The organism is Marinicella sediminis (assembly GCF_002000055.1).
GTDB classification, from domain to species: domain Bacteria; phylum Pseudomonadota; class Gammaproteobacteria; order Xanthomonadales; family Marinicellaceae; genus Marinicella; species Marinicella sediminis.
The window spans coordinates 146,759-169,191 of record NZ_MVBD01000007.1; the positions used below are offsets into that span (position 1 = coordinate 146,759).

Annotated in this window: 21 protein-coding genes; 12 read left to right on the plus strand and 9 right to left on the minus strand. The window is 50.3% G+C overall.

Annotated elements, in window-relative coordinates; translation table 11 throughout:
• Nucleotides 1–17 precede the first annotated feature (17 nt).
• The 10 genes from ccoG (at nucleotide 18) to B0475_RS11245 (ending at nucleotide 10,028) form a co-directional block, all read left to right on the plus strand.
• Nucleotides 18–1,406, plus strand: coding sequence for a cytochrome c oxidase accessory protein CcoG (ccoG, locus tag B0475_RS11200; RefSeq protein WP_077411946.1), 1,389 nt, complete (start codon nucleotides 18–20; stop codon nucleotides 1,404–1,406).
• Nucleotides 1,403–1,588 (plus strand): FixH family protein, encoded by a 186-nt coding sequence (locus tag B0475_RS11205; RefSeq protein ID WP_077411947.1) that lies wholly within the window; start codon nucleotides 1,403–1,405, stop codon nucleotides 1,586–1,588. Before ccoG ends, B0475_RS11205 begins: the two co-directional genes overlap by 4 nt.
• On the plus strand, nucleotides 1,588–3,975 hold the full coding sequence (locus B0475_RS11210) for a heavy metal translocating P-type ATPase (protein WP_077411948.1): 2,388 nt from the start codon (nucleotides 1,588–1,590) through the stop codon (nucleotides 3,973–3,975). Before B0475_RS11205 ends, B0475_RS11210 begins: the two co-directional genes overlap by 1 nt.
• A 1-nt stretch (nucleotide 3,976) precedes the next feature.
• On the plus strand, nucleotides 3,977–4,165 hold the full coding sequence (ccoS, locus tag B0475_RS11215; protein ID WP_077411949.1) for a cbb3-type cytochrome oxidase assembly protein CcoS: 189 nt from the start codon (nucleotides 3,977–3,979) through the stop codon (nucleotides 4,163–4,165).
• A gap of 3 nt (nucleotides 4,166–4,168) precedes the next feature.
• Nucleotides 4,169–4,885, plus strand: coding sequence for a sulfite exporter TauE/SafE family protein (locus B0475_RS11220; RefSeq protein ID WP_077411950.1), 717 nt, complete (start codon nucleotides 4,169–4,171; stop codon nucleotides 4,883–4,885).
• 165 nt (nucleotides 4,886–5,050) lie between these two features.
• Complete coding sequence (locus B0475_RS11225; protein ID WP_077411951.1) at nucleotides 5,051–5,716, plus strand: ABC transporter ATP-binding protein; 666 nt, start codon at nucleotides 5,051–5,053, stop codon at nucleotides 5,714–5,716.
• Nucleotides 5,713–6,651: an HlyD family secretion protein gene (locus B0475_RS11230; RefSeq protein WP_077411952.1), complete on the plus strand. Its 939-nt coding sequence runs from the start codon at nucleotides 5,713–5,715 to the stop codon at nucleotides 6,649–6,651. The genes B0475_RS11225 and B0475_RS11230 overlap by 4 nt, the downstream gene beginning before the upstream one ends.
• 1 nt (nucleotide 6,652) lies before the next feature.
• Nucleotides 6,653–7,600, plus strand: coding sequence for an HlyD family secretion protein (locus B0475_RS11235; protein WP_077411953.1), 948 nt, complete (start codon nucleotides 6,653–6,655; stop codon nucleotides 7,598–7,600).
• Nucleotides 7,597–8,793: an efflux RND transporter periplasmic adaptor subunit gene (locus tag B0475_RS11240; protein WP_077411954.1), complete on the plus strand. Its 1,197-nt coding sequence runs from the start codon at nucleotides 7,597–7,599 to the stop codon at nucleotides 8,791–8,793. Before B0475_RS11235 ends, B0475_RS11240 begins: the two co-directional genes overlap by 4 nt.
• A gap of 38 nt (nucleotides 8,794–8,831) precedes the next feature.
• Nucleotides 8,832–10,028, plus strand: coding sequence for an ABC transporter permease (locus tag B0475_RS11245; protein ID WP_077412033.1), 1,197 nt, complete (start codon nucleotides 8,832–8,834; stop codon nucleotides 10,026–10,028).
• A 45-nt stretch (nucleotides 10,029–10,073) separates the two neighbouring features.
• Here B0475_RS11245 and B0475_RS11250 read toward each other — a convergent pair whose 3' ends face one another.
• The 6 genes from B0475_RS11250 to B0475_RS11275 all read right to left on the minus strand — a co-directional run bounded on the left by B0475_RS11250 (nucleotide 10,074) and on the right by B0475_RS11275 (nucleotide 17,467).
• Entirely contained in the window at nucleotides 10,074–11,612 is a 1,539-nt protein-coding gene (locus B0475_RS11250; protein ID WP_077411955.1) for a choice-of-anchor I family protein, read from the minus strand.
• 105 nt (nucleotides 11,613–11,717) lie between these two features.
• Complete coding sequence (bioD, locus tag B0475_RS11255; RefSeq protein WP_077411956.1) at nucleotides 11,718–12,317, minus strand: dethiobiotin synthase; 600 nt, start codon at nucleotides 12,315–12,317, stop codon at nucleotides 11,718–11,720.
• Nucleotides 12,304–13,065 (minus strand): 16S rRNA (adenine(1518)-N(6)/adenine(1519)-N(6))-dimethyltransferase RsmA, encoded by a 762-nt coding sequence (gene rsmA / locus B0475_RS11260; RefSeq protein ID WP_077411957.1) that lies wholly within the window; start codon nucleotides 13,063–13,065, stop codon nucleotides 12,304–12,306. The genes bioD and rsmA overlap by 14 nt, the downstream gene beginning before the upstream one ends.
• Entirely contained in the window at nucleotides 13,062–13,979 is a 918-nt protein-coding gene (gene pdxA / locus B0475_RS11265; RefSeq protein ID WP_077411958.1) for a 4-hydroxythreonine-4-phosphate dehydrogenase PdxA, read from the minus strand. The genes rsmA and pdxA overlap by 4 nt, the downstream gene beginning before the upstream one ends.
• A 21-nt stretch (nucleotides 13,980–14,000) precedes the next feature.
• Nucleotides 14,001–15,257 carry a peptidylprolyl isomerase gene (locus tag B0475_RS11270; protein WP_077411959.1) on the minus strand — a complete coding sequence of 419 codons (1,257 nt, stop codon included), beginning with the start codon at nucleotides 15,255–15,257 and terminating at the stop codon, nucleotides 14,001–14,003.
• Nucleotides 15,258–15,259: 2 nt separating this feature from the next.
• On the minus strand, nucleotides 15,260–17,467 hold the full coding sequence (locus tag B0475_RS11275; protein WP_077411960.1) for an LPS-assembly protein LptD: 2,208 nt from the start codon (nucleotides 17,465–17,467) through the stop codon (nucleotides 15,260–15,262).
• 164 nt (nucleotides 17,468–17,631) lie between these two features.
• Here B0475_RS11275 and B0475_RS11280 point away from each other — a divergent pair, with 164 nt between their 5' ends.
• Together B0475_RS11280 and B0475_RS11285 are read left to right on the plus strand one after the other, a co-directional pair.
• Entirely contained in the window at nucleotides 17,632–17,967 is a 336-nt protein-coding gene (locus B0475_RS11280) for a YegP family protein (RefSeq protein WP_077411961.1), read from the plus strand.
• Between the two features lie 67 nt (nucleotides 17,968–18,034).
• Nucleotides 18,035–18,772, plus strand: coding sequence for a class I SAM-dependent methyltransferase (locus B0475_RS11285; RefSeq protein ID WP_077411962.1), 738 nt, complete (start codon nucleotides 18,035–18,037; stop codon nucleotides 18,770–18,772).
• 44 nt (nucleotides 18,773–18,816) lie between these two features.
• On the opposite strand, the gene B0475_RS11290 is transcribed toward B0475_RS11285, so the two are convergent.
• The 3 genes from B0475_RS11290 to aspS form a co-directional block, all read right to left on the minus strand.
• Nucleotides 18,817–19,674, minus strand: coding sequence for a mechanosensitive ion channel family protein (locus tag B0475_RS11290; protein ID WP_232781873.1), 858 nt, complete (start codon nucleotides 19,672–19,674; stop codon nucleotides 18,817–18,819).
• 67 nt (nucleotides 19,675–19,741) lie between these two features.
• On the minus strand, nucleotides 19,742–20,374 hold the full coding sequence (locus B0475_RS11295) for an alpha/beta fold hydrolase (protein ID WP_077411963.1): 633 nt from the start codon (nucleotides 20,372–20,374) through the stop codon (nucleotides 19,742–19,744).
• Nucleotides 20,367–22,142 carry an aspartate--tRNA ligase gene (gene aspS, locus B0475_RS11300; RefSeq protein WP_077411964.1) on the minus strand — a complete coding sequence of 592 codons (1,776 nt, stop codon included), beginning with the start codon at nucleotides 22,140–22,142 and terminating at the stop codon, nucleotides 20,367–20,369. Before aspS ends, B0475_RS11295 begins: the two co-directional genes overlap by 8 nt.
• Nucleotides 22,143–22,433: the final 291 nt, after the last annotated feature.

Sequence of the window (22,433 nt, forward strand, 5' to 3'; positions counted from 1 at the left end):
CAACTGGTTGACCACACATGACTGACCAAGAAACCAAGCCGATCGAATTGAGCCTTTACAAGGCCCATGAAAAAATCTATCCACGAGAAATCAAAGGCCGCTTTCAGTACAAACGCAAACTGGCGGTGTTGGTTTTACTGGGTTTGTTTTACATCCTGCCCTGGATCAGTTGGGAGGGGCAACAGGCGATCCTGTTTGACCTGCCTCACCGGCGTTTTCATATTTTTGGTCTGACACTGTGGCCTCAGGACTTTATTTTTCTGGCGCTGATGCTGATCATCGCTGCCTTCTCGCTGTTTTTCTTCACCGCTCTGGCAGGCCGGTTGTGGTGTGGATTTGCCTGTCCGCAAACCGTCTGGACCGAAGTGTTTATCTGGATGGAGCAGCTAACCGAAGGCAACCGCAACAAACGGATGAAGCTCGACAAAGCACCGTGGAGTACGGAAAAAGTCCTGCGCAAAACCAGCAAACAATTTCTGTGGATTACTTTTGCCTTGTGGACTGGTTTCACTTTCGTGGGGTTTTTCACGCCCATCAAAGAACTGGCCGCTCATGTCTGGAGCTGGCAACTGGGCCCTTGGGAAACCTTCTGGCTGTTTTTTTATTCCCTGGCCACCTACGGTAATGCCGGATTCCTGCGTGAACAGGTCTGCCTGTACATGTGTCCATATGCCCGCTTCCAAAGCGCCATGTTCGACAAGGAAACCCTGATCATTTCCTATGATGGACAACGCGGCGAACCCCGCATGCGCGGTAAAAAGCGACGGGAAGCAGAGGCCCCGGGGGACTGTATCGACTGTACCTTGTGTGTGCAGGTGTGTCCCACCGGCATCGACATCCGTGATGGCCTGCAGTATGAATGCATCGGTTGTGCTGCCTGTATTGATGCCTGTGATGAAGTGATGGAAAAAAGTGGCATGCCCAAAGGCCTGATCAAGTACACCACAGAAAATGCCCTCAATGGAAAACCCACCCACATCATCCGCCCGCGAACATTGGTATACTTCACCATTCTGATGTTACTGGTCAGTTCTTTTGGCATTGCTTTACTGAGTCGCAGTTCGATTGACATGAATGTGATCCATGACCGCAACAGCTTTTACCGGGTGGTCAATGCACAGACCATTGAAAACGTGTACACTTTAAAAGTCATGAACAAAGGCAAGACCACCACCGGATACAAATTGTCTGCCACTGGCCTGGAAGGACTTGAGGTGTTGCTGGGAATGAATGAAACCGAAATCGTGGCAGAACCCGGCCAGTTGGTCGAAGTACCGATCAAAATCAGGGCTGCAAAAGCTGTGGCCAACAAGAAGATACATACCATTGAAGTTACCGTTACTGCCCTGGATGAAACAGGTGATGCGGCTTCAGAAACCGTCAAATATTTTGGATACAACAAATGACCCAACAAACCACTGAGAAAGCCGTAAAACTACCCTGGTACAAATACCCCTGGGTGTGGTTCATCATCTCCCTGCCCGCCAGTGCGGTGGTGGCCGGCCTGTACACGGTGTATATAGCCCAGCAAAATGCCCCGCAGGTGATCGTCAAACAGAATAAATTTCAGATCGATAAAGAAGACTGATGACCCGCTGCTTTCACTGCGGTGAAACGGTGCCAGCGAATGTCCGACTCACAGCACGGATTGACGGCCGGGATGAGCCCATGTGCTGCATTGGCTGTCAGGCCGTGGCACAATTCCTCACCAACCATGACCATGAAGTGTTTTATCGCTACCGCCAGGATCAGTTGCCAGGCGAACAGGTCATGGCAACCAGCGATGATCAATGGCGCTTTCTCGATGCCCCTGAAGTATTCGACAGCCTGACCCGGGACGCTGGAGATGGGTACCGCCAGGTCACCATCAAAGTCGAGGGCATGTATTGCAGTGCCTGTGGCTGGTTGTTACAAAAGGTGATACAGGACCTGGACGGTATCAAAGACCTGCAAATCAACACCGTCACCCAAAACCTGCAACTGGTGTTTGATCCACAGATCATTACACTCAGTGATGTTTTTGCCCGGATCAGTGCCCTGGGCTATCAGCCCAGACAACACCAGCAACTCGGTTCAGCTGCTGACGATGACCGCAAGTCACAACTCAAACGCATCGCCGTAGCTGGGTTTGGCATGATGTTCATCATGACCCTGGCCGTGCCACTTTATTCTCCTGAACAATTCACCGTGGCACCTCACATTCAGCGCTTTTTTCTGATGATCAGCCTGTTGATCGCCACTGTGGTTTATTTTTATTCGGGTCAGGTGTTCGTCAGCAATGCCATCCGCGATCTGAGAAACCGCCACCTGGGGATGGATGTACCGGTGGCTTTATCGATATCGCTGGCTTACTTTGTCAGCCTGTACCTGAGTTTCAAACAACAAGGCCATGTCTATTTTGACTCCATGACCATGTTTGTTTTTTTCCTCCTACTGGGCCGCTTTGTCGAATCCCAGGTCAGACACAAGGGCATGAATGTCAGGGATTCCTTGTTTGCCCTGATTCCGGTCAGTGCCCATCAGTTACAAGCCGATGGCTCAGAGAAAACCATTCCATTGGAACAGGTCAGCAAAGGTCAGCAGATCATCGTCAAGAACGGTGAGGTCATCCCCTGTGATGGGCGGGTTCTTCGTGGTGAAGGTCAGGTCGATGAGGCATTGCTGACTGGAGAATCCAGGGCCATCAACAAATCCACTGATCACCTGGTATTCGCCGGTTCGACCTTAATTGGCGGCCAACTGGTGCTGGAAACCACGGCCAATAACGAACACAGCTTTCTCGCCCGACTGGCTGAATTGATGGAGCGGGCACAAAGTCAGAAGCCCCGCAGCCTGCAACTGGTTGATCAACTGGCCAGCTATTTTGTCGGTACCGTGTTGTTACTGGCCGCAGCAACGGCTACCTGGTATCTGCTGTACCAGCCATCGGGTTTAATGACAGCCTTGCTGGCGGTGTTGATTGCCACCTGCCCCTGCGCTTTGTCACTGGCCACCCCAACTGCCCTGACCGCAGCCGGCATCCGTATGTTGAAGGATGGTATTCTGGTGAACAACACCGAAGCGATCACCCAACTGGCGCCAATTGACCATTGGTTTTTTGACAAAACCGGCACCTTGTCCAATGAGCAACTGAGCATTGCCAGGCAACTTGTACTGAATCCGCATGACAATTTGCCTGACATCACCACCACCTTGCAGCACATCAGCAACCACCCCATCGCTTCGGCTTTCGCCGAAGGTCAGCTGTTGCCCTGTTCGGCTGCCGAAGAGTTTCCTGGCTTGGGCGTCAAAGCCACCATTGAACAAAGGCACTGGATGATGGGCAGCCGGGATTGGTTTGACCAACACGGCATTGACACAGAGCAGCTACAGGCAGACCCACAACACACCGTGGTTTACCTGGCCTGTGATGGGCAATTGATTGGGGCGTATGAACTGACCGTGCAGGTCAGGGACGGTGCTCAGGACTTACTTGAACACCTCAAAGCAGCGGGTAAATCATTGACCATACTCAGTGGAGATCAGCCGGACACCGTTAATAACTGGGCACAAAAGCTGGGCACAGACCAAGCCCTGGGCGGCTTGTCTGCAACTGACAAAATCAATCACCTGGCAGCCAAACAACAAAAACACCGCTGCGTGATGGTCGGTGATGGGGTTAATGACGCCCCGGTGTTATCACAGGCTGATGTGTCGGTCAGTCTCAAACAGGGCGCGCATCTGGCACATTCGGCATCAGACCTGATCATTCTGGGTCAATCATTGGGGCCACTGAAAGCAGCCCTGGCAACATCACAGAAAACCCAGCGGATCATTAAGCAAAATCTGAGCTGGTCACTGCTGTATAATCTGAGCATCACACCGGTGGCCATGATGGGTCTGTTGGCCCCATGGATGGCTGCCATTGGTATGTCACTGAGTTCCTTGCTGGTGGTCTTGAATTCCCGGCGTTTATTGGGTCAGCAGGAGGTTTAATATGAACATGGTTTTTGTTTTGGTGCTGTTGTCTCTGGTACTGGCTGGCGTGGCGGTGTGGGCGCTCTTCTGGGCCATTAATAAGAATCAGTTTGATGACCTCGACAGTCCTGCATATTCAATCCTGGATGATGACAATGAACCGCACAAACGCAGTCCTGAAAAATCTGAAGACAAAGGCCAAAGCTGACCCATGATGTCTGCCATTACGCCGCTGCTGATTGGCTTTTTTTCGGGCTTTCACTGCATCGCCATGTGTGGTGGTTTGTGTGCCGTCATCTGTCAGCATCAAAACCAACAGCAGGTATTGCTCACCAACCTGGGCCGCGTACTCACTTATACCCTGCTGGGAGCGCTGTTTGCAGGCCTGCTGCAAGGCGCCAGCCTGCAATTAAACCTCACTGGCATCGGTCAATTTCTCCGACTGATGATGGGATCAATGCTGATCCTCACGGCCCTGGTGCTGTTCTTTAAAAACAAATCGCGGTGGCTGACGGTTGCCAAACCCCTGCCATTCTGGCCCAAGGTGTCTGGGCTGTTACAACGTCTGCATCAGCACAACAACACAGGGGCGGCCTTACTCAAAGGCATGTTGTGGGGGCTGATACCCTGTGGCTTGCTGTATGGCATGCTGGTGATTGCAGCGACCACCGCAGAGGTCAGCAGGGGCGCATTGTTCATGTTGTTTTTTGGTCTGGGTACCCTACTGCCGCTGATGTTTTCACAAACCCTGATCAGACGCTTTGTTCAGTCTGGCAGCGCCTTGTGGTTGCGCCGTCTGTCTGCGGTTTTTGTCATGCTGCTTGGCCTGTGGGTGCTGTTGGCTCCTTATTTTGCCCACCAGCTAATCCCTGAAGACAGTCGTTTTTTCACTGAATTGAGCGCCGTGCTCAGCCTCTGTATCCCCTGATGATCTCAACCTTTCACAGGAATCTGACAACACAGGCTTAGAATAACTGAACTTTCGTCATCTTTTGTGGTTTAAACTGTGGTTGTGACAAAACTGACTTTTGACACTGTCTCAGGGTGGTGAGATCACCTAATCTGACATCACGCTTTATGGGAATATGATTGCATGCTGGAGCTATCCAAAATCACCAAAATATACCAGACTCAGGGAGAGACCATCACCGCACTGGCGGGGGTGGATTTATCGATAGCATCCGGAGAGTTTGTCGCCATCATGGGCCGGTCTGGCTCTGGTAAATCTACCATGCTCAACATCCTCGGATGCATGGATAAACCGACTTCCGGGACCTATTTACTGGCCAACAATGACGTCAGCGTCATGAACGATGATGCGCTGTCGCAAATACGCAATGATCACATCGGGTTTGTGTTTCAGGGTTTTCACCTGCTGCCCAGATTAACAGCGCTGGAAAATGTCATGGTGCCGCTGCGTTTTGCCTCACCTGAAAAGCAACAAGGCGGCAAAGAACGGGCCATTGACCTGCTGCATAAAGTCGGTCTGGGCGAACGCCTGAATCACATGCCCAACGAAATGTCAGGCGGACAAATCCAACGGGTGGCCATCGCCCGGTCACTGGTTAATCAGCCCGCCGTGTTATTGGCTGACGAACCCACTGGTAACCTTGACAGTGCCATCTCACAGCAAATCATCGACTTATTGAAATCACTGAATGAAGCCGGGCAAACCATTGTCATGGTGACCCATGAACCCGACATTGCGGAAAACGCCGGGCGCACCATTCATTTTCTTGACGGGCAGATCATCTCATGAAAATCCTCATCTACATCACGCTTCTTCTCATCCCATCACTGGGCCTTTCACAAATGTTCACCGGCATGGTGGAATCCAGTCAAACTCAAGTCGTTTCGATGCCGCAAGTCAGATCCTGGCAAGGCAAAATCAGTGAAATGGTTGACGAAGGGACTTTTGTCAAACCCGGGGATTTCCTGGTACGCATCGATGGCAGTGAACTGGACAGCACCATTGAAGGGAAAATTGAACAACTGGATGTGTTCAAAGCCAGCTCAGAAAGGGACATCATCCAACTGCAAATCGACCTGAACAATGCCAACCTGAACTTTGAGAAAGCCAAGGTCACCCGCAAAGTGGCCCAACTCAAAGCCGATGTACCTGTAAATTTCATCGGCGAACTGGAATTCAAGGAACGTCAGCTGGCGTTACAAAAAGCCATCAAAGCCCTGGACGAAGCAAACAACGACCTGGGCGCCATCAAGAAAAAAATGGTTGATAAGCGCAGTGAAATAAAATTGGGACTGGAACAAAAAGAAAAGGACCTGGCCCACTGGCAGAACCGCTTGAACTCACTGACCATCAACGCCACTCAAGAGGGTTATGTGGTCTTTGCAGCACATCCCCAGACTGGCAGCAAATACCAGACAGGAGACCAGGTTTCAACGGGGATGGAGATCCTCAAAGTATCAAAAAAACAGAACATGAAAGTCACCGCCTGGGTCAACGCCATCGACATCCCTGAGTTGACTGTAGGCAAATCAGTTGACGTGGCATTCGATGCCTTGCCTGAGGTGCGTGTGGCAGGCCGGATCAAGACTGTTTCCAGCGGTGGCAGAGACAAAAAAGACTGGGGTTCCGGTTTGTATTATGAAATTGAAATTGCCCTTGAGAACGCAGATCAGGTTCCTTTGTTACCTGGTATGAGCGCCCTGGTCAGTATGCAGGAGGTATGACATGAAACCATTAATGATCTTATTGTTGTTCCTGGCCGCCCCGGTTCAGGCCAATCAAATCAGCTCCAGTGGCGAGTTGAAAGCAGTGGAAACTGACAACATTTCACCACCTAAGATTCGCCGTATCTGGCAATACACCATCGCCTTCATGGCACCCGACGGCAGTCAGGTGAATCCCGGCCAACCTGTGTTGATGTTCAAAACTGATCAACTCAAAGAGCGCCTGTTGGAAAAAGAAGGCGAACTGAGCGTCAAACAATCAGAGCTGAAAAACACCGAGGTCGGGAAAGTAGAAACCCTGCAGAACAAAGACCTGGCAGTGGAAGAGAAAAAAATGCTGCTGGACAAAGCCCGCCGCAAAGCCGAGTTACCCAAAAGCGTCATTGCCCTGAATGAATATGAAGAAAACCAGCTGAATCACGAACTGGCTAAACTGGAATATCAGCACGCCCTGGATGACCGACGCCTGAATGAAGAAAAGCTGGCCACTGAAGTTTCCATCATCAACAGCAACATCACCAAGCTCACAGCTGAAGTGAATGAACTCAAAAGCTCGATCAAAAGAATGCGTATCATGGCCAAGCGCAAAGGCATCGTGATGCATCAGACTGACTGGCAAAACAACAAGTTTTCAGTGGGTGATAACATATGGGGAGGCATGCGGGTGGTCGAAGTGGCTGACCTCGATCAGATCGTTGCCCAGTTGGAAATCAAAGAAAATGACATGTCCCGGGTCTCTGAAGGCCAACCGGTTAAATTCACCCTGGATGCATACCCTGATCTGGAATTCACTGGTCACATTCAGTCATTGTCCAAAGTGGTGCGCACCAAATCAAAAAACCAACCCTCCAAAATTTTGGATGCCGTGGTGGCGATTGACGAACTGAATCTTGACATCATGCGACCAGGCATGAGCATCAAAGCCACCATCATCACGGAGTCATCATGAACCGGTTATGGATTTTACCCGTGGGGATCTTCATACTCAGCGCCTGTCAGCAGAGTGAAGAGCTCAGCACACCAGTGATTCAGATCAATCAGGATAAGGTGCTGTTTGAAATTTATGCCGAAGGTGAACTGGAAGCCGTTAAATCCACCCCGATTACCGCACCGGCCACTTCCCGCAGACCACAAACACTGGCCTGGATCATGCCACAATTTTCACGGGTGAAAGCAGGTGAAGTGGTGGCTCGTTTTGATGGCAGCAACTTTCAGATTGAAGTCGATGAAACCAGTTACGAAATTCAGAAGCTGATGTACTCAATGATGGCCAAAGACCGGGAAATAGACAACAGTAAATTCAGCTTTAATGCCGAATCACAGGTCATAGACTATGAATATGAACTGGCCAAACAGTTCAACATAGACGACCCACTGTTGTACACCAAGATCGAAATGATCGAGGCCGGCGACAATGAAGATTTTCTCAAAGCCAAAGCCGATCACATCGACAAAGTAGAAGACAACTTTGAGGAAAAATCCGAAACAGAAATCGCCGTTCTGGAAAGTTCCAAGAAAGTTCAGGAAGCCAAGCTGGCCATGAACAACGCCAGCCTCAGTGCGCTCGAAGTGGTGGCTCCACATGACGGCTTATTGGTTCTGGAGCCCAGTTGGGATGGCAGTTTACCGGAACCAGGGAAATCGATATTCCCAGGCGGTAAATTGGCCTCTTTACCCGACCTGAGTCAAATGCAAGCCAAGGTATTTGTTCCTGAAGTCGAAGCCATTGGCATCAAAGAAGGGGTAGCAGTTGAAGTGTCATTGCATGCCTATCCCGGCAGCATGTTCAGTGGTACGGTCAGCTCGATCAGTCAGACCGCACAACCACGAGAGCGGGATAATCCAGTCAAGTACTTCACGGTAGAAGTGGCTCTGGATGCCACCGGCACCGAACAACTGAAACCCGGGCAGAGGCTGACCGCCAGCATTCATGTGGTGAAGCAGGATCAAGGATTGGTGGTCCCCATTCAAACCGTTTTTCGTGAAGAAAACAGCACCTGGGTGTATGTGAAGAGCACCGACGGTTTCCAACAAAGACCCATCACCACAGGCTTCTGCAGTGCCACACTATGTACCATTCAGGAAGGCCTGAACAGTGGTGAAATCATCGCCCTCAGCCAACCGCCGGAGAATAAATCTTGAACACCCTCACCATCAACTTAAAACATGCAATATCTGAAATGTTGCATCACAAACTGCGCACCCTGCTGACCTTGCTGGGTATGGTTTTTGGGGTTGGTGCAGTGATCGCAATGCTCAGCATTGGCGAAGGCGCACAGGCAGAAGCCACCCGACTGATTGAAAAAATGGGTTTGCGTAACCTGGTCATTGAAGAAAAGAAATTTGATCAGGAAACCCTCAAGGAAATCCGTGAAGACACCTTGGGACTGTCAATCAATGATGTTCGCGCAATTCGCAAAAGCCTGCCTTTCGTGGAAAGAACCTGTGGTGAAAAAACCCTGAAAACCTGGAGCTTGTTCTCAGTCAATGCCAATTCAGACGGTTCAGTGAAATCCGTATCACCCAGCTGTTTTGACATGACCAACCTGCAGGTATCTGCGGGTCGCCTGTTCACTGAAGCTGACAACAATCAATTTGCCCAGGTTGCAGTGATTGGTTCAGAAGTGGCCGACCAGTTGTTTCCCCAGGGTAACGCGATTGGCGAACTGATCAAAGTCAACCACCTGTGGGTGGAAGTCATCGGTGTGTTGGAAAAAGATGAATTGAGCAAAGATGAAATACAGGGTATCAAGCTGGGTGCCGAACACAACCAGATATTCATCCCTGTTGAAACCGCCTTCAAGCGGTTAAAACTCGAATCGCTGGAAAGTCAACTGGACACCATTCGCGTGGGCCTGGATGAAAGTGTCAAACCACAAGTGGCATCTGTGGCCATTGATCGCTTACTGAAAAGACGACACGGCAACATTGATGATTATCAGATTGTGGTACCGGCATCATTGTTAAACCAACAAAACCAAACCCAGCAGATATTCACCATTGTGATGTCCAGCATTGCAGGGATCTCTTTGCTGGTTGGCGGAATCGGCATCATGAACATCATGCTTGCCACGGTTCTGGAACGCACCAAAGAAATTGGTTTATTGCGTGCTTTGGGCGCCCGCAAGTCAGACATCAAGAATCAATTCCTTATTGAAAGTGCCACCATCGCTGCGGTGGGTGCGGTACTGGGGATTATCATGGGGGTGGCGTTGTCTTTCCTCATCCAGTCTTTTGCCGCCTGGCCTGTGGCCTGGAGCCTGTTCTCCATCATCCTGGCGGTCGGGGTGTGTCTGCTCACCGGCATTGCCTTCGGCTATTATCCGGCCAAACAAGCCGCTGAACTGGATCCGATTCAGGCTTTACAGAAAAATTAACCCATTGACTGCACCCCTCTTGGGGTGCAGTTACTTCGTCACAGCTTATTCGAAACCATTACCAAAGAGCACTTCGATCAGACGAAACACCGCCAGGGTGCCAGTGTCTTCATAGCTCACCACCAACAGGTCTTCTCCACTGGCATTGTCAGCAGCCGGAATAAACAACAGACCTTCAGGAGCCACATCACCATCGGTGGCAGTGACGAAACTTTCAAAGGCTGCCAGCGCAGGCGTTCCGATGTCGTAGACCATGATGCCACCCACCCGTTCAAGGCCAATGAAGGCCAGGACTTTGTCTTTCGCCCGGGCTACGGTGATGCCTTCCGGTTCGGCACCTTTGTTGTCACTGCGCTCATCAAACTTGGCCGCTGTTGAATCATTGGCATTGAACAATTCCGGGTTCAGTTCAGCCACTTTCATGGCGATTTCACTGCCCGAATCGAATACCTGGGCACCACTGCCGGCATCCCAGATTGAGAAAGAACGTCCGCCATAAACATACAACTCAGTGAAACCATTGGGTCCGGTTCCGAGGTTGGTCTGGGCATCCAGGCGACCCAACTGGGCATCCTGTTGCAGGGTCGCTGCCTGTGGGAAGGCCACCGGATCCAGGGTCAGGTTTTTGATGCGGTCATCTTCATCACGGGCATCACCTTCATTGGCGGTCAGGTAATAATGGCTGCCATTCAAACTGGCCGCGGCGATGGCATCGGGCATGTAAATGCCTTTGACCGGCCAGGTGTTCAGGTTGATGGCGCCGGTGCCACCGGTCCCATCGCGGTCACTGGGGTCCAGTTCATTCCCTGCCAGAGAGTGATCTTTGAAGCCGAGCGCCTGGATACCGGTGATGGTTTCATTGTTGAGGTTGATCACCGCCACGGCGTTGTTTTCCTGCAGGGTCACATAAGCCTCGGCATCGTCCTCACTGATCGCGATGTATTCAGGTTCCAGGTCTTCGGCCACGGTCACGGTATCCAGCAGGATGATTTCTGCCGGCAACTCACCATGACGCGGCTGACCCACATTGAATGCACTGAACGACAGCGTATTCACCGTGGCATTGGCCACCCCCTGACTGAGGTCAATGATGCTTACTGAGCCCTCTGGGTTGATGCCGGCGTCCGGTTCACCTTCGTTGGCCACCAGCAACTGATCACCGGCTTGGTTGAAGGTCAGCATATCCGGCAAGGCGCCCACGGTCAGGGTTTTGAGGTGGTTGCCATTGCTGTCAAACAATTCCACGGTGCCCGGATCGGTCACGGTGCTGGCTTCAACTGCCACGGCCACCAGGCCATTGAAGCTGGCGATGCTGTTGGGGCCGGCACCGAATGAGCTGAGGTCAACCGTGGTTGGCGCCGGTACATTCAGCGGATCGGAGAAATCAAAGACCGAATACGAGGCAAAGCCGGAATTGATGACAAACAACTGCTCACTGCCGGCATCAAAACTGCTGATTTCAGCAGAACCCTCACCCAAACCGGTACTGAGGTGATTGATTTTTTCCAGTTCAATGGCTGCCTGACTGCTGCCGGTCATGGCCAGCATGGCCAATAATTTCAGTGAATGGCGAATTTTTGACATAGAGAACCTCTTTATATGTGTCTATAAAATTCGCCGATCTTAGTGTGCTGGTGTTGCCGTATTGTGTCAGTTTTATGAAGCTTTGATGAAGGCGCCCTCTGCGACTCAGCTGCGGTCAATGATGGCTTGAATGTTGGCCCGGGCATCGATGAAACCCGGATCAATCTGATTGGCAATCCAACCGTGGTATAAATGGGTGTCTTGACGGATCCGGTCAATGGTCAGTAAGCTGTGATTGATACACCCCAAACCAATCCGGGCGATCATCACCACTGGCAGGTTAATTGCCAGAACCAGGTCTTTCAACATCAACTCTTGGCTCAACGGCACACACCAGCCACCCACGCCTTCGACCAACACCCGGTCATACCTGTTGAGCATGTCCCCGAATCGCCGAAGACAATCCTGCAAATCAAAAACGCCTCCGGTATCTGCAATGTGGGGTGAAGCAGGTGCTTCGAAGGTATAGGGGTTGATTTCATCCAGCGGCTGACCGGTCACAGCGGCCAAAGCCAGGGCATCTTCACTGACCCATTGGTCTTTTTGCCAAATGGCTCCCGAAGCCACAGGTTTATAAGCCCCCACTGTGAAACCCGCTTGCTTCCAGGCCGTGAGGATTTCAGCGGATACAAAAGTTTTACCGGCATCGGTATCGGTGGCGGTGATAAAACAGGATGGCAATTGGTCAAATTCAGTGATCAGCATCTGTCAATAGCAGAGTCAGTTGTTCAAATTGTGTCAGCTCGATGGTTTCAGCCCGCTGACCCGGATCGATCCCCACTGCCTCCAACTGGGCTGTTGTGACGATTTTCTTTAAGTTATTGCGAATGGTTTTACGACGCATTGCAAAGGCTTGTTTAACCAGTTGTTCCAGTTCAGGCAGGGGCACCTGTTTGGGGTTGACTTTGGGCACCATCACCACAATTTGCGAATCCACTTTTGGTTGAGGGATAAAGGCTTCCGGAGGAATGTGTAAATGGGCAGAACAATCAAACCGGTGCTGTAGCATCACCGACAGGCGTCCAAACAGCTTTTGTCCCGGAACGGCACAAATCCGCTGCACCACTTCTTTCTGCAACATGAACACCATTTTACTGACCTGGGCAGACTGATAAAGCATCTTGATCAGCAAGGGAGTAGAAATGTTGTAAGGCAGGTTACCCACCACTTTGACCGGTTCTCCGGTCAGTTCAAGCTGCAAGGCATCCATGTGATCAATGCGTACGTTTGCGGCCTGAGCATAACGGCTCTCCAGTTTGGGAATCAGATCGGTGTCCAGTTCAATCAGACGCAATTGTGCCCCACTGGCCTGTAAGTGGTCGGTGATGGCACCTTGTCCTGGACCAATCTCAATGATGGGTTCATCCGCCTGAGGGTTAATCAGGCGCACGATGTTGTGTATCACTCCCTCATCCTGCAGAAAATTCTGCCCCAGGGATTTTTTAGCCCTCATGAAACGCTCCTGCTGATGCATTCCCGGGCCAGTTTCAGCGCCGCCCGCAAACTACCGGCATCGGCTTTACCTTGTCCGGCAATGTCAAGCGCTGTACCATGATCCACACTGGTGCGAATCACCGGCAAACCCAAAGTGATGTTCACGGATTCTCCAAAACCGGCGTATTTGAGTGGCGCCAATCCCTGATCATGATACATCGCCAGGATGGCATCGAACTGTTTTACTTTGTTCGGGGTGAACAGGGTGTCTGCTGGAATCGGCCCACTTAAATGCAAACCCTGTTCCCGCAAGGCATCCAGGGTGGGAATGATGACCTCCAGCTCTTCATTGCCCAGGTGACCATCTTCGCCGGCATGCGGGTTCAAACCACACACCCCGATGTGGGGTTGGGCAATGCCAAATTTATCCTGCATGTCCTGGTTCAGTATGGTGGTTACTGTACTGAGCAATTCCGGGGTGATCTGTGCCGATACATCTTTCAGTGGCAGATGGGTGGTGACCAGTGCCACCCGCATAACCTGGTTCAATAACATCATCACCACCTGCCGGGTACCGGTCAATTCTGCCAGGTATTCGGTGTGACCAGAAAAAGTGATGCCCGCATCATTGATGATGCCTTTGTGGATTGGACAAGTTACCATCGCCGAAAACTGTCCTGACAGGCAACCCATGGTCGCGGCTTTGATGGTGTTCAGTACATAGCCGGCATTGGCCACATCAAGCCGGCCCAATGTAACCGGCCGGGCCAGTGGAACATGGTGGATGTTGAGCTGTTGTGCCTGAGGGACATGTGCTGAAATGAAAGACTCATCTCCAATCAACACACAATCATCGAGCTCCTGTCGGTCAGCCAGTTGGGCCACCAGTTCGACACCGATACCGGCCGGCTCTCCCACCGTTATGGCAATCATGAAAACACCGGCCGACTGAGTTTAAATGCGGATATCAACGAAGGCTTCGCCACGGATCTCACGGATCCATGAATCGATGATTTCCTGCACTTTACGTTCTCTGATGGCATTGGAAGCCTGAGTTCGTTTGAACTCCTCGGTCACATCGGCTTCTTTCTTACCCAGGTATTTGATGATGTGCCAGCCCACGTCAGTTTGAAAAGGACGGGAAATTTCACCTTCATTAAGGCTGCGGATCACATCAGCCATGCGGGGGCCAAATTTGTTGATTTCGAACCACCCCATGTCGCCACCCAATGGGGCAGAACTGTGGTCATCAGAATGCTCTTCGGCAATGGTAGAAAAGTCTTCACCAGCGATGATTTTGTCATACAGGCCATTGGCAATATTCATACCGTCTTTGGGCGAAACCACTTCATTGGTTTCCACCATGATGTGCAACATATTGTACTGATCCTGGGTTTTCACAGTGTTGCTCTTTTTGTCCAGTAACTTCAAGATATGAAATCCACTGGGCGACCTGATCGGATGTGTCAATTCTCCGGCCGTCATGCTTTTCACCTGCTCTGCAAACAGCGGTGGCAGTTGATTCACCGGGCGCCAGCCCAGACGACCACCTTCCAGGGCTTTTTGACCATCCGAAAATTGGGTGGCCATCACAGCGAAGTTTTCTCCGGCGACAATCCGATCATACAATTCAGTGGCTTCCTGAAAAGCCGCTTCGGTGGCCGCTGCATCGTTTTCACTGCTGGTGGCGATCAGTATATGCTGCAATTCAACTTCTCCCTGATCAAGTTCATTGTCAGCCAGGAACAGGTCTATTTCATGATCACTGATTTTGACATTTGAATTGGCATAGGCATAGCGCACCCTTTCTGCCTGCATATCACGCCGCATATCACGACGAAACTCAGAAAAATCAAAACCATCTTCTTCAATGGTTTGGCGCATTTGTGCCAGGGTCAGGCCGTTTTGCTGAGCGATGTTGCTCAATGCAGCATCAAGTTCGGCATCGGAAATCTGAATACCAACCATTTTTGCCCGCTCAAGCTGAATTTCCTGAATGATCATTCGCTCCAGTACCTGCTCATTGAGAATTTCAGCCGGTGGCACCTGATTGCCGCTGGCTTCAATCTGGCGTTTAATGGAATTGACCGAACGTTCCAGTTCTGACCTCATGATGACTGAGTCATCAACCACTGCGACGATCTCATCCAGCAGTTCCTGTGCATACAGCTGGCTGGAAAACAGCAAACTAAAAATCATGAATTTTTTCATACTTAAAAGGCCTCTTGGTATCCTGATATTGATTGTTTAAGAATGCGCCTTGGGTTTCTGCCCAGAGAACCCAGCCCATTCAGTTGTATTTCAGCATAAATGCCGTTGTTGGACTGACCCAGCTCATCATTGATATAATGTCTGGCCATCAGTCGAAATGCCCAACAACAATTTTTTCTTTCATAGCCCAGCAAGGCTTCAATGGTTTTGTCTTCCCGGGTGGAATAATTCCACCTGCCGATCAGACGATGCTGGTCTTTGATGGGTAAGACAAAAGATGTGTCAAACTGTTCCAATTGATTGCGTCTGAAGCGGTATGCAAAATTAAACAGACTCTGGTTGGCCCCTTTTCGTTGCACCCGAAACAAACCCCGCTCCACCTCCGATGCACTCTGATCATAATGCAAACTCAACCCGGCGTTCCAGTACCGGCTGAGGAAGTGATTGTATTCAATGACCAATGGGGATTTCGTTAAATTTTCCGGTTGATTATTGATTTGTACCTGCTGATCAGTGAAATATTTGATCTGCCCAATGGTCAGGTTCCATGATTCCTGTCCCTGGGCGGTGAAACTGCGGTGGGTCATGGCCACCGCCACCTGATTCATGTCCGCTTGCCGGTCTGCACCGGAAAAACGATTGGTCTGAAACAACAAAGCCGATCCAAAGGTCAGTTCGCGACTATCAAAAACCGGAATGTCGGTTTGATCACGATCAGGCGCATACACATAAAACAAACGGGGCTCCAAGGTTCGGAAACGGCCGTCAGCAAGATTTTTTTCAAAACTCATACCCATATCCACTGAGGCAATAGGCAGATTCCTGCTCAGATCAGGGCGGTCATCATCAAACTGATAATGGGTGCTGCGGTATTGCAACCTGGGTTTCAGATAACCCCAGGCGTTGGACCATCGTTTTTCAACCCAGGGAGTGATGTCACTGCGCCAGGCTCCCAGCGAATCTTCACGATAGAAATTGATCAGCTCGGAATTGACGCCATAATTCAATTGTTGAGCCGGGTTGTAGCGATACCAGTTAAAATCAATTTCGGGTAAAGTTTGATATGGTTCCTGATCATCACTGATGGCCTGACTGAGGACCTGAAAGTCATTGATGCCTGCAAAAAACTGCCACCCTGCCCCTTGTCCCCGGACATTGATTGTGCTCCGCAAAAATGGCGTAGAGGTGATGTAAGAGCTGGAAGAAAAATCTTCATAGTACTGTGAATCTGTCACATGATTGAGGTTGCTGTTGAACAACCAACCACCACCCAGGCGTGTTTGATGAGCGTATTGAATCAATCCCCGGTCACGGTTGCGCAAATCATCATCAGGTAAATAGGTACCCTCGAAAACCCCACTTGAACGACTGCCCAGGTAACGGAATTCAGCACCCAGCATCAAGCCATGCTCCTGCAAATAACGCGGCGTCAGGGTGGCGTCCATTTGAGGTGCGATGTTGATGTAATAAGGCAATGACAAATCCACGCCGGTGTTGTCAGAATATGAGAACCCAGGGACCAGCAATCCTGTACGGCGGTCATCATTCAGGGGTAATTTTGCCCATGGCAGATATAAAATCGGCACGTTTTTAAACCGCAGGCTGACGCCTTTAAATGTGCCAGTGCCCTCTTGATGATCCAACCTGGCTTCACGGGCCACCACTTCCCAGTCACGCTGCTCAGGAGAACAGGTTGAAAAGGTCAACGCCTTGAGGGTGGATTGATCTTCATCGAACCACAACACATCGGCTTTGCCGTTGATGTCTGATTCCCGCAGAAAATAATCCACTGTTTGTAAGGTCGCACTCATTTGACCCGAATCGAAACTGGCGCTGGCGGCAGCGATGCGTTGATTGCTGTCTTGCAGCATCACCCCACCGGTGGTGTCAAATGTCTGTTGTCCCTGATGGTAATTGATTTGTGGTGTCATCAGACGTAAGTCATTCTGCATGATACACACCTCACCATCCAGCAAAAACTCATTGGCATTGAGCATCTGAGAGCGATTGGCCATCACCCCAATGCGGTTGTCAGGTGCCGTTTGATTCACACAGCGTAGTTGTGACTCATTGAGCAACACATCCACAGCCGGACATTCACTGAGGTCAGCCAGGGCTGACTGCCATAATGCCGTCAGCATCAAACCGGCAAGCAAGGCTGGCTTCTGTTGGTTATTTAAATTATTCTCAGGCAAAATGAACTCGGACAAATTGATTTCAGGGCAATTGTAAACTTTTATAATATCTGTTTTACATTCTCAACCGCCTATTTTAATATGGTTGAAGGCAAATGTCCTCAGCGGATGTTTATTTTTACGATGTGGTCATTGGTTCTTTTCAGAACCATCAGCCACCAAAATGAGAGCAAATCAAAATGGCAGGAAAATTTTGTATCACTAAAGGTAAAGACGGTAAAGATTATTTTGTATTGAAAGCCGGTAATGGTGAAGTCATTTTACAATCACAGGGCTACAGCTCAGCTTCCGGTTGTGAGAACGGCATCGAATCAGTCAGAACCAACGCCGCTGATGAATCTAAATTTGAGTGCAGAGAAGCCAAAGATGGTCGCACCTATTTCGTTCTGAAAGCCAGCAACGGCCAGGAAATTGGACGTTCACAAATGTACAAAACCAACAGTGGCTGTAAAAACGGCATGGCTTCAGTGGCCAAAAATGCCAGCGATGCAGCCGTGGTTGACGAAAGAGAGTAATCAACTCAAACGGTTAACCATCAAGGACACTTTTACGTTAAAGTGTCCTTTTTTTATGTGAGAATCAATGAGCTGGTTTGATGACAACAGCATGTGGGAAGTGTTTTACGACTGCATGTTTGACGATGACAGTTTTGCCTTGGCAGACGAGCAGTGTGCACAGGTATTGCGGTTGATCGGCCAAACGCCCGGATCCATCCTTGATCTGGCTTGCGGGCCTGGCCGGCACGTACTGGGATTTGCCCGCCGGCAATTGCCGGTAACTGGCGTTGACCTGAGTGGTTATTTACTCAATCAGGCAGCCAATCTGGTTTCCCAACAGGAACTCACCGCCAATCTGGTTCACAGCGACTTGCTGGACTATCAGCCAACAGGTCGTTTTGACCTGATCACCAACCTGTTCACTTCTTTTGGTTATTATCCGGATGCTGAACAAAATCAACAGGTCTTGAACAATGCCTGTACCTGGCTCAATATAGGCGGTACTTTGCTGATAGACACCTTTGGCAAGGAACAGGCAGCCCGGGACATTGAACCGGTTCATTGCACGGAATATGACAACGGAGACCTTCGTTTTGAGCGCCCATTATTGATTGACCAGATGCGTATTTATGCCAACGAATGGACCCTGGTCAGGGGCAACAAAGCCTACCGTTGGGAATACCAGCATTATGTCTATTCGGCCGATGAAATCACCGCCATGTTGAAGCTGGCAGGGTTCTCAGAGGTGATGATTTATGGTTCACTGGACGGCGCCGATTATGACCTGGAGGCAGACCGACTGGTGGTGCTGGCCCGCAAATAAAAAAGGCCCGCAAGCGGACCTTTCTGAAAAACTTCTGAATGCGATTACCCGGCGTTGACCTGATGTAAATGCACATCGGTTTGCGGGTATGGAAAAGCACAACCTCCGGCTTCGATATTGAGCTTGATTTGTTCCATTAACTCCCCGTAAACCGTCCAGTAGTCTTCGGTTTTGACCCAGGGACGCACCACAAAATCCACACTGGAAGCACCCAGATCTTTGAGCATGACCACCGGGGCAGGTTCTGACAACACCAGCTCATGACTCGTAATGGTGTCCTGTAAAATTTTCTTTGCTTCCCGGATGTCATCGTCATAACTGACACCAATGACCAGATCTATGCGACGTTTATCTTCAGTGGTGTAATTCACAATGATGTCTGCGGTGATTTGCCCATTGGGTATGATCATCTCCTTGTTATCAGGTGAATGTAAGATGGTGCTGAACAAACGAATGCCAGTGACTTTTCCGGAAGTGCCTGCCACTTCGACAAAGTCACCTTTCTTGAAGGGTCGGGTCAGCACCAACATAACCCCGGAGGCCAGATTGGACAATGAATCTTTCAACGCCAGGCCGATGGCCAGACCGGCTGCACCCATCACCGCAATCAGTGAGGTGGTTTGTACGCCCAACTGTCCCAGAGCCATCACAATGACCACCGTCAACAGGATGTAATAAACAATGTTTTTGATGAAATTAACCAGAATCGCTTCATTGCCAGTACGGGTCAGGCCTTTACCGGTCATGTTACTGACCAAACGGGCAATGCGTTTTCCCACCCAGTAAATGGCCAGTGCCAGTAACAACGACTGAGCCACATCAAGCAACATTTCCGGGTTGGACATGTAATCGGTTAATTGGTTTTTGATCTGTTGAAACAGGTTTTGATTTTCTTCTGCCATGTGATTTCCCTGCAAATAAAAAATCCCATTTTAACAAATTATGCAGTCAGTTGATTGTGAAGAAAAGTCACAATGCCGATTCATCTGAATCCATGACCGGACTGAGAAAGTCGAGAGCCAATTGCATGGCTTGTCGGTTCATCAGTAACCCAAAATGACTGGTGTGAACCTCGCGGTGCTCATCAATCCATTCTGCACGGGTTTCTTCGACTGAAACGGTGCCATCTCCATGACCCAACTGACGCTCAATCACTCGCCCAAGGCCCACAGGTGAAGTGCCGGCAATCATCAAACTGGGTCTTTTGAACTGACTCTGACTGACACCAGTGGTCAGCGGGCTGGTGGCATGCTTCAGTAACCGGCGGTGCCAGCCAAGCCGATGCAGTTTTCTGGCCACCTGAGAACCCCTCACCGGAGAACCCAGCATCAGTAATTTGCCTGTTTTGATGATGTTGGGCATGGCCTGCATGGCCAACAACCCGCCCATGGAATGCACCAGCAAGTGAACCGTTGATTCTGGACGTGAATTGACAAAAGCCGCCAGCTTCATGGCGCTGCGCTCAAATGGTTGTTTTGTGGTTTTATAGCCAAACAGGTAAACCCGGAACCCCTGACTGTTGAAAAACCAACGATAAGCCGACCAGGTCCACCGTTTCATCCATAAACCGTGGACCATAACTATGGCAGCTTGATCAGTCATCCTGCTCAGGTTCAATGACCTGAACATGCACATCCGCCAATTGGCTGGCATCAATGTTCGATGGCGCCGAAGTCAACGGGCAATGACCACTGGAAGTTTTTGGAAAAGCAATCACTTCACGGATGGAGTCCTCAGCACATAACAAAGCGGCCATGCGGTCAATACCAAAGGCAATACCACCATGCGGCGGACAACCAAATTGCAGGGCTTCCAGCAAGAAACCAAACTTCTCCTCAGCCTGTTCTTCACTGATGCCCAACAATTTAAGCACCGACGACTGCATTTGCTGGTCGTGAATACGGATTGAACCACCACCCAACTCAACGCCATTCATCACCATGTCGTAACCTTTGGACAAAGCATCGCCCGGGTTGGCCTGCAACTCATCAACAGTTCCGGTTGGCGCCGTGAAAGGATGGTGCAAAGCATCCCAGCGATCTTCATCGTCGTTGTATTCAAACATCGGGAAGTCCACCACCCATAATGGTTGCCAGGTATCTGCAACCCGGCCGGTGTCATGTCCAACTTTCAATCGCAGGGCACCCATGAACTGAGAAACTTCGTGGTACTTGCCAGCACCGAAAAACAGCAAGTCACCATTCCCGGCTCCGGTGGCTGCCAAAATGCCTGTCAGGGCATCGTCACTGAGGAATTTCACAATTGGCGATTGCAAGCCCTCTTTACCGGCATCTTTATCATTCACCTTGATCCAGGCCAAACCGCGTGCACCAAAACGACGGGCATATGGCTCATACTCATCAATTTGTTTGCGGGTGAAGTTGGCTCCGCCCTGTGGCACTTTCAATACCGCCACCCGGCCTTTGGGGTCATTGGCTGGTGCCGAAAATACTTTGAATTCAGAGTCTTTCACCGCATCAGCCACATCCACCAACTCAAGGTCGATGCGTAAATCAGGCTTGTCTGAGCCGTAGCGGCGCATGGCTTCGGCATAGGTCATGCGGGGAAAAGGATTGGCCAGCTCAACATCCATGACTTCTTTGAAGGTGTCACGAATCAGGGTTTCGGCCATGTTCAGCACATCTTCCTGCTCCACAAAAGCCATCTCTATATCCAGTTGGGTGAATTCCGGCTGGCGATCAGCACGCAAATCCTCATCCCGGAAACATCGGGCAATTTGATAATAACGGTCCATACCCGACATCATCAGCAACTGCTTGAACAGTTGTGGTGATTGTGGCATGGCATAGAATTGCGTGGGATTCATTCTGGAGGGCACCAGAAAATCCCGGGCACCTTCCGGGGTGGCTTTGGTCAGTACCGGTGTTTCAATATCCAGAAAATCACGTTGATGCAAATGATGACGCAGGGCATGGGTCAGCTTTGAACGCAGACGCATGTTGTGTTGCATGCGATCGCGTCGCAAATCCAGATAACGGTATTGCAGTCGGATGTTCTCGCCAGGATTTTCATCCAGCATGAATGGTAAGGGCTTGGAGGCATTAAGCACGTGATACTCATCAACCACCACTTCAATCTGCCCGGTGGATAATTTATCGTTGCTTTGTCCGGCGGGTCGTTTCCTGACCTGCCCGGTTACCCGCAGACAATACTCGTAGCGGGCACTGTCAGCGATCTGAAATGCCGCTTCATTGTCTGGCTCGACCACCACCTGAACCAGTCCTGTGTGGTCCCTGAGGTCGATGAAAATAACGCCACCGTGATCCCTGCGATTGTTCACCCAGCCGCTCACTTCAACTTGTTGATCCAGGTATTTTTCCGTGACCTGACCACAAAACTCGTTCCTCATGATGAAAAAACCTAATTTACCGTAAAAAAGCAGGCAATTTTACCTAACCCATCCTTCAGATTACACCTATTTATGCGCTAAAGTGGCCAAATAAGGTGATTTAAAAGTGACGTGCTTCACAATTAGCGGTTTTTTGCGTTAAGCTGAGATTCAAACCCAATCATTACAATGGTAGTCTCATCAATGGGCTGTTGAACAGCCTGGCACCACTGAATAGGTTGAACACCAAGACCTTCAGCCAATCAGAGGTATAATATTTGACAATGTGGCGGTCTGAATTTGATGAGGCTG

Bases quoted from the DNA above. Each gene is read 5' to 3' on its own strand.
- ccoG (WP_077411946.1), top strand. From the start codon at position 18: ATGACTGACCAAGAAACCAAGCCGATCGAATTGAGCCTTTACAAGGCC.
- B0475_RS11205 (WP_077411947.1), top strand. From the start codon at position 1,403: ATGACCCAACAAACCACTGAGAAAGCCGTAAAACTACCCTGGTACAAA.
- B0475_RS11210 (WP_077411948.1), top strand. From the start codon at position 1,588: ATGACCCGCTGCTTTCACTGCGGTGAAACGGTGCCAGCGAATGTCCGA.
- ccoS (WP_077411949.1), top strand. From the start codon at position 3,977: ATGAACATGGTTTTTGTTTTGGTGCTGTTGTCTCTGGTACTGGCTGGC.
- B0475_RS11220 (WP_077411950.1), top strand. From the start codon at position 4,169: ATGATGTCTGCCATTACGCCGCTGCTGATTGGCTTTTTTTCGGGCTTT.
- B0475_RS11225 (WP_077411951.1), top strand. From the start codon at position 5,051: ATGCTGGAGCTATCCAAAATCACCAAAATATACCAGACTCAGGGAGAG.
- B0475_RS11230 (WP_077411952.1), top strand. From the start codon at position 5,713: ATGAAAATCCTCATCTACATCACGCTTCTTCTCATCCCATCACTGGGC.
- B0475_RS11235 (WP_077411953.1), top strand. From the start codon at position 6,653: ATGAAACCATTAATGATCTTATTGTTGTTCCTGGCCGCCCCGGTTCAG.
- B0475_RS11240 (WP_077411954.1), top strand. From the start codon at position 7,597: ATGAACCGGTTATGGATTTTACCCGTGGGGATCTTCATACTCAGCGCC.
- B0475_RS11245 (WP_077412033.1), top strand. From the start codon at position 8,832: ATGTTGCATCACAAACTGCGCACCCTGCTGACCTTGCTGGGTATGGTT.
- B0475_RS11250 (WP_077411955.1), bottom strand. From the start codon at position 11,612: ATGTCAAAAATTCGCCATTCACTGAAATTATTGGCCATGCTGGCCATG.
- bioD (WP_077411956.1), bottom strand. From the start codon at position 12,317: ATGCTGATCACTGAATTTGACCAATTGCCATCCTGTTTTATCACCGCC.
- rsmA (WP_077411957.1), bottom strand. From the start codon at position 13,065: ATGAGGGCTAAAAAATCCCTGGGGCAGAATTTTCTGCAGGATGAGGGA.
- pdxA (WP_077411958.1), bottom strand. From the start codon at position 13,979: ATGATTGCCATAACGGTGGGAGAGCCGGCCGGTATCGGTGTCGAACTG.
- B0475_RS11270 (WP_077411959.1), bottom strand. From the start codon at position 15,257: ATGAAAAAATTCATGATTTTTAGTTTGCTGTTTTCCAGCCAGCTGTAT.
- B0475_RS11280 (WP_077411961.1), top strand. From the start codon at position 17,632: ATGGCAGGAAAATTTTGTATCACTAAAGGTAAAGACGGTAAAGATTAT.
- B0475_RS11285 (WP_077411962.1), top strand. From the start codon at position 18,035: ATGAGCTGGTTTGATGACAACAGCATGTGGGAAGTGTTTTACGACTGC.
- B0475_RS11290 (WP_232781873.1), bottom strand. From the start codon at position 19,674: ATGGCAGAAGAAAATCAAAACCTGTTTCAACAGATCAAAAACCAATTA.
- B0475_RS11295 (WP_077411963.1), bottom strand. From the start codon at position 20,374: ATGACTGATCAAGCTGCCATAGTTATGGTCCACGGTTTATGGATGAAA.
- aspS (WP_077411964.1), bottom strand. From the start codon at position 22,142: ATGAGGAACGAGTTTTGTGGTCAGGTCACGGAAAAATACCTGGATCAA.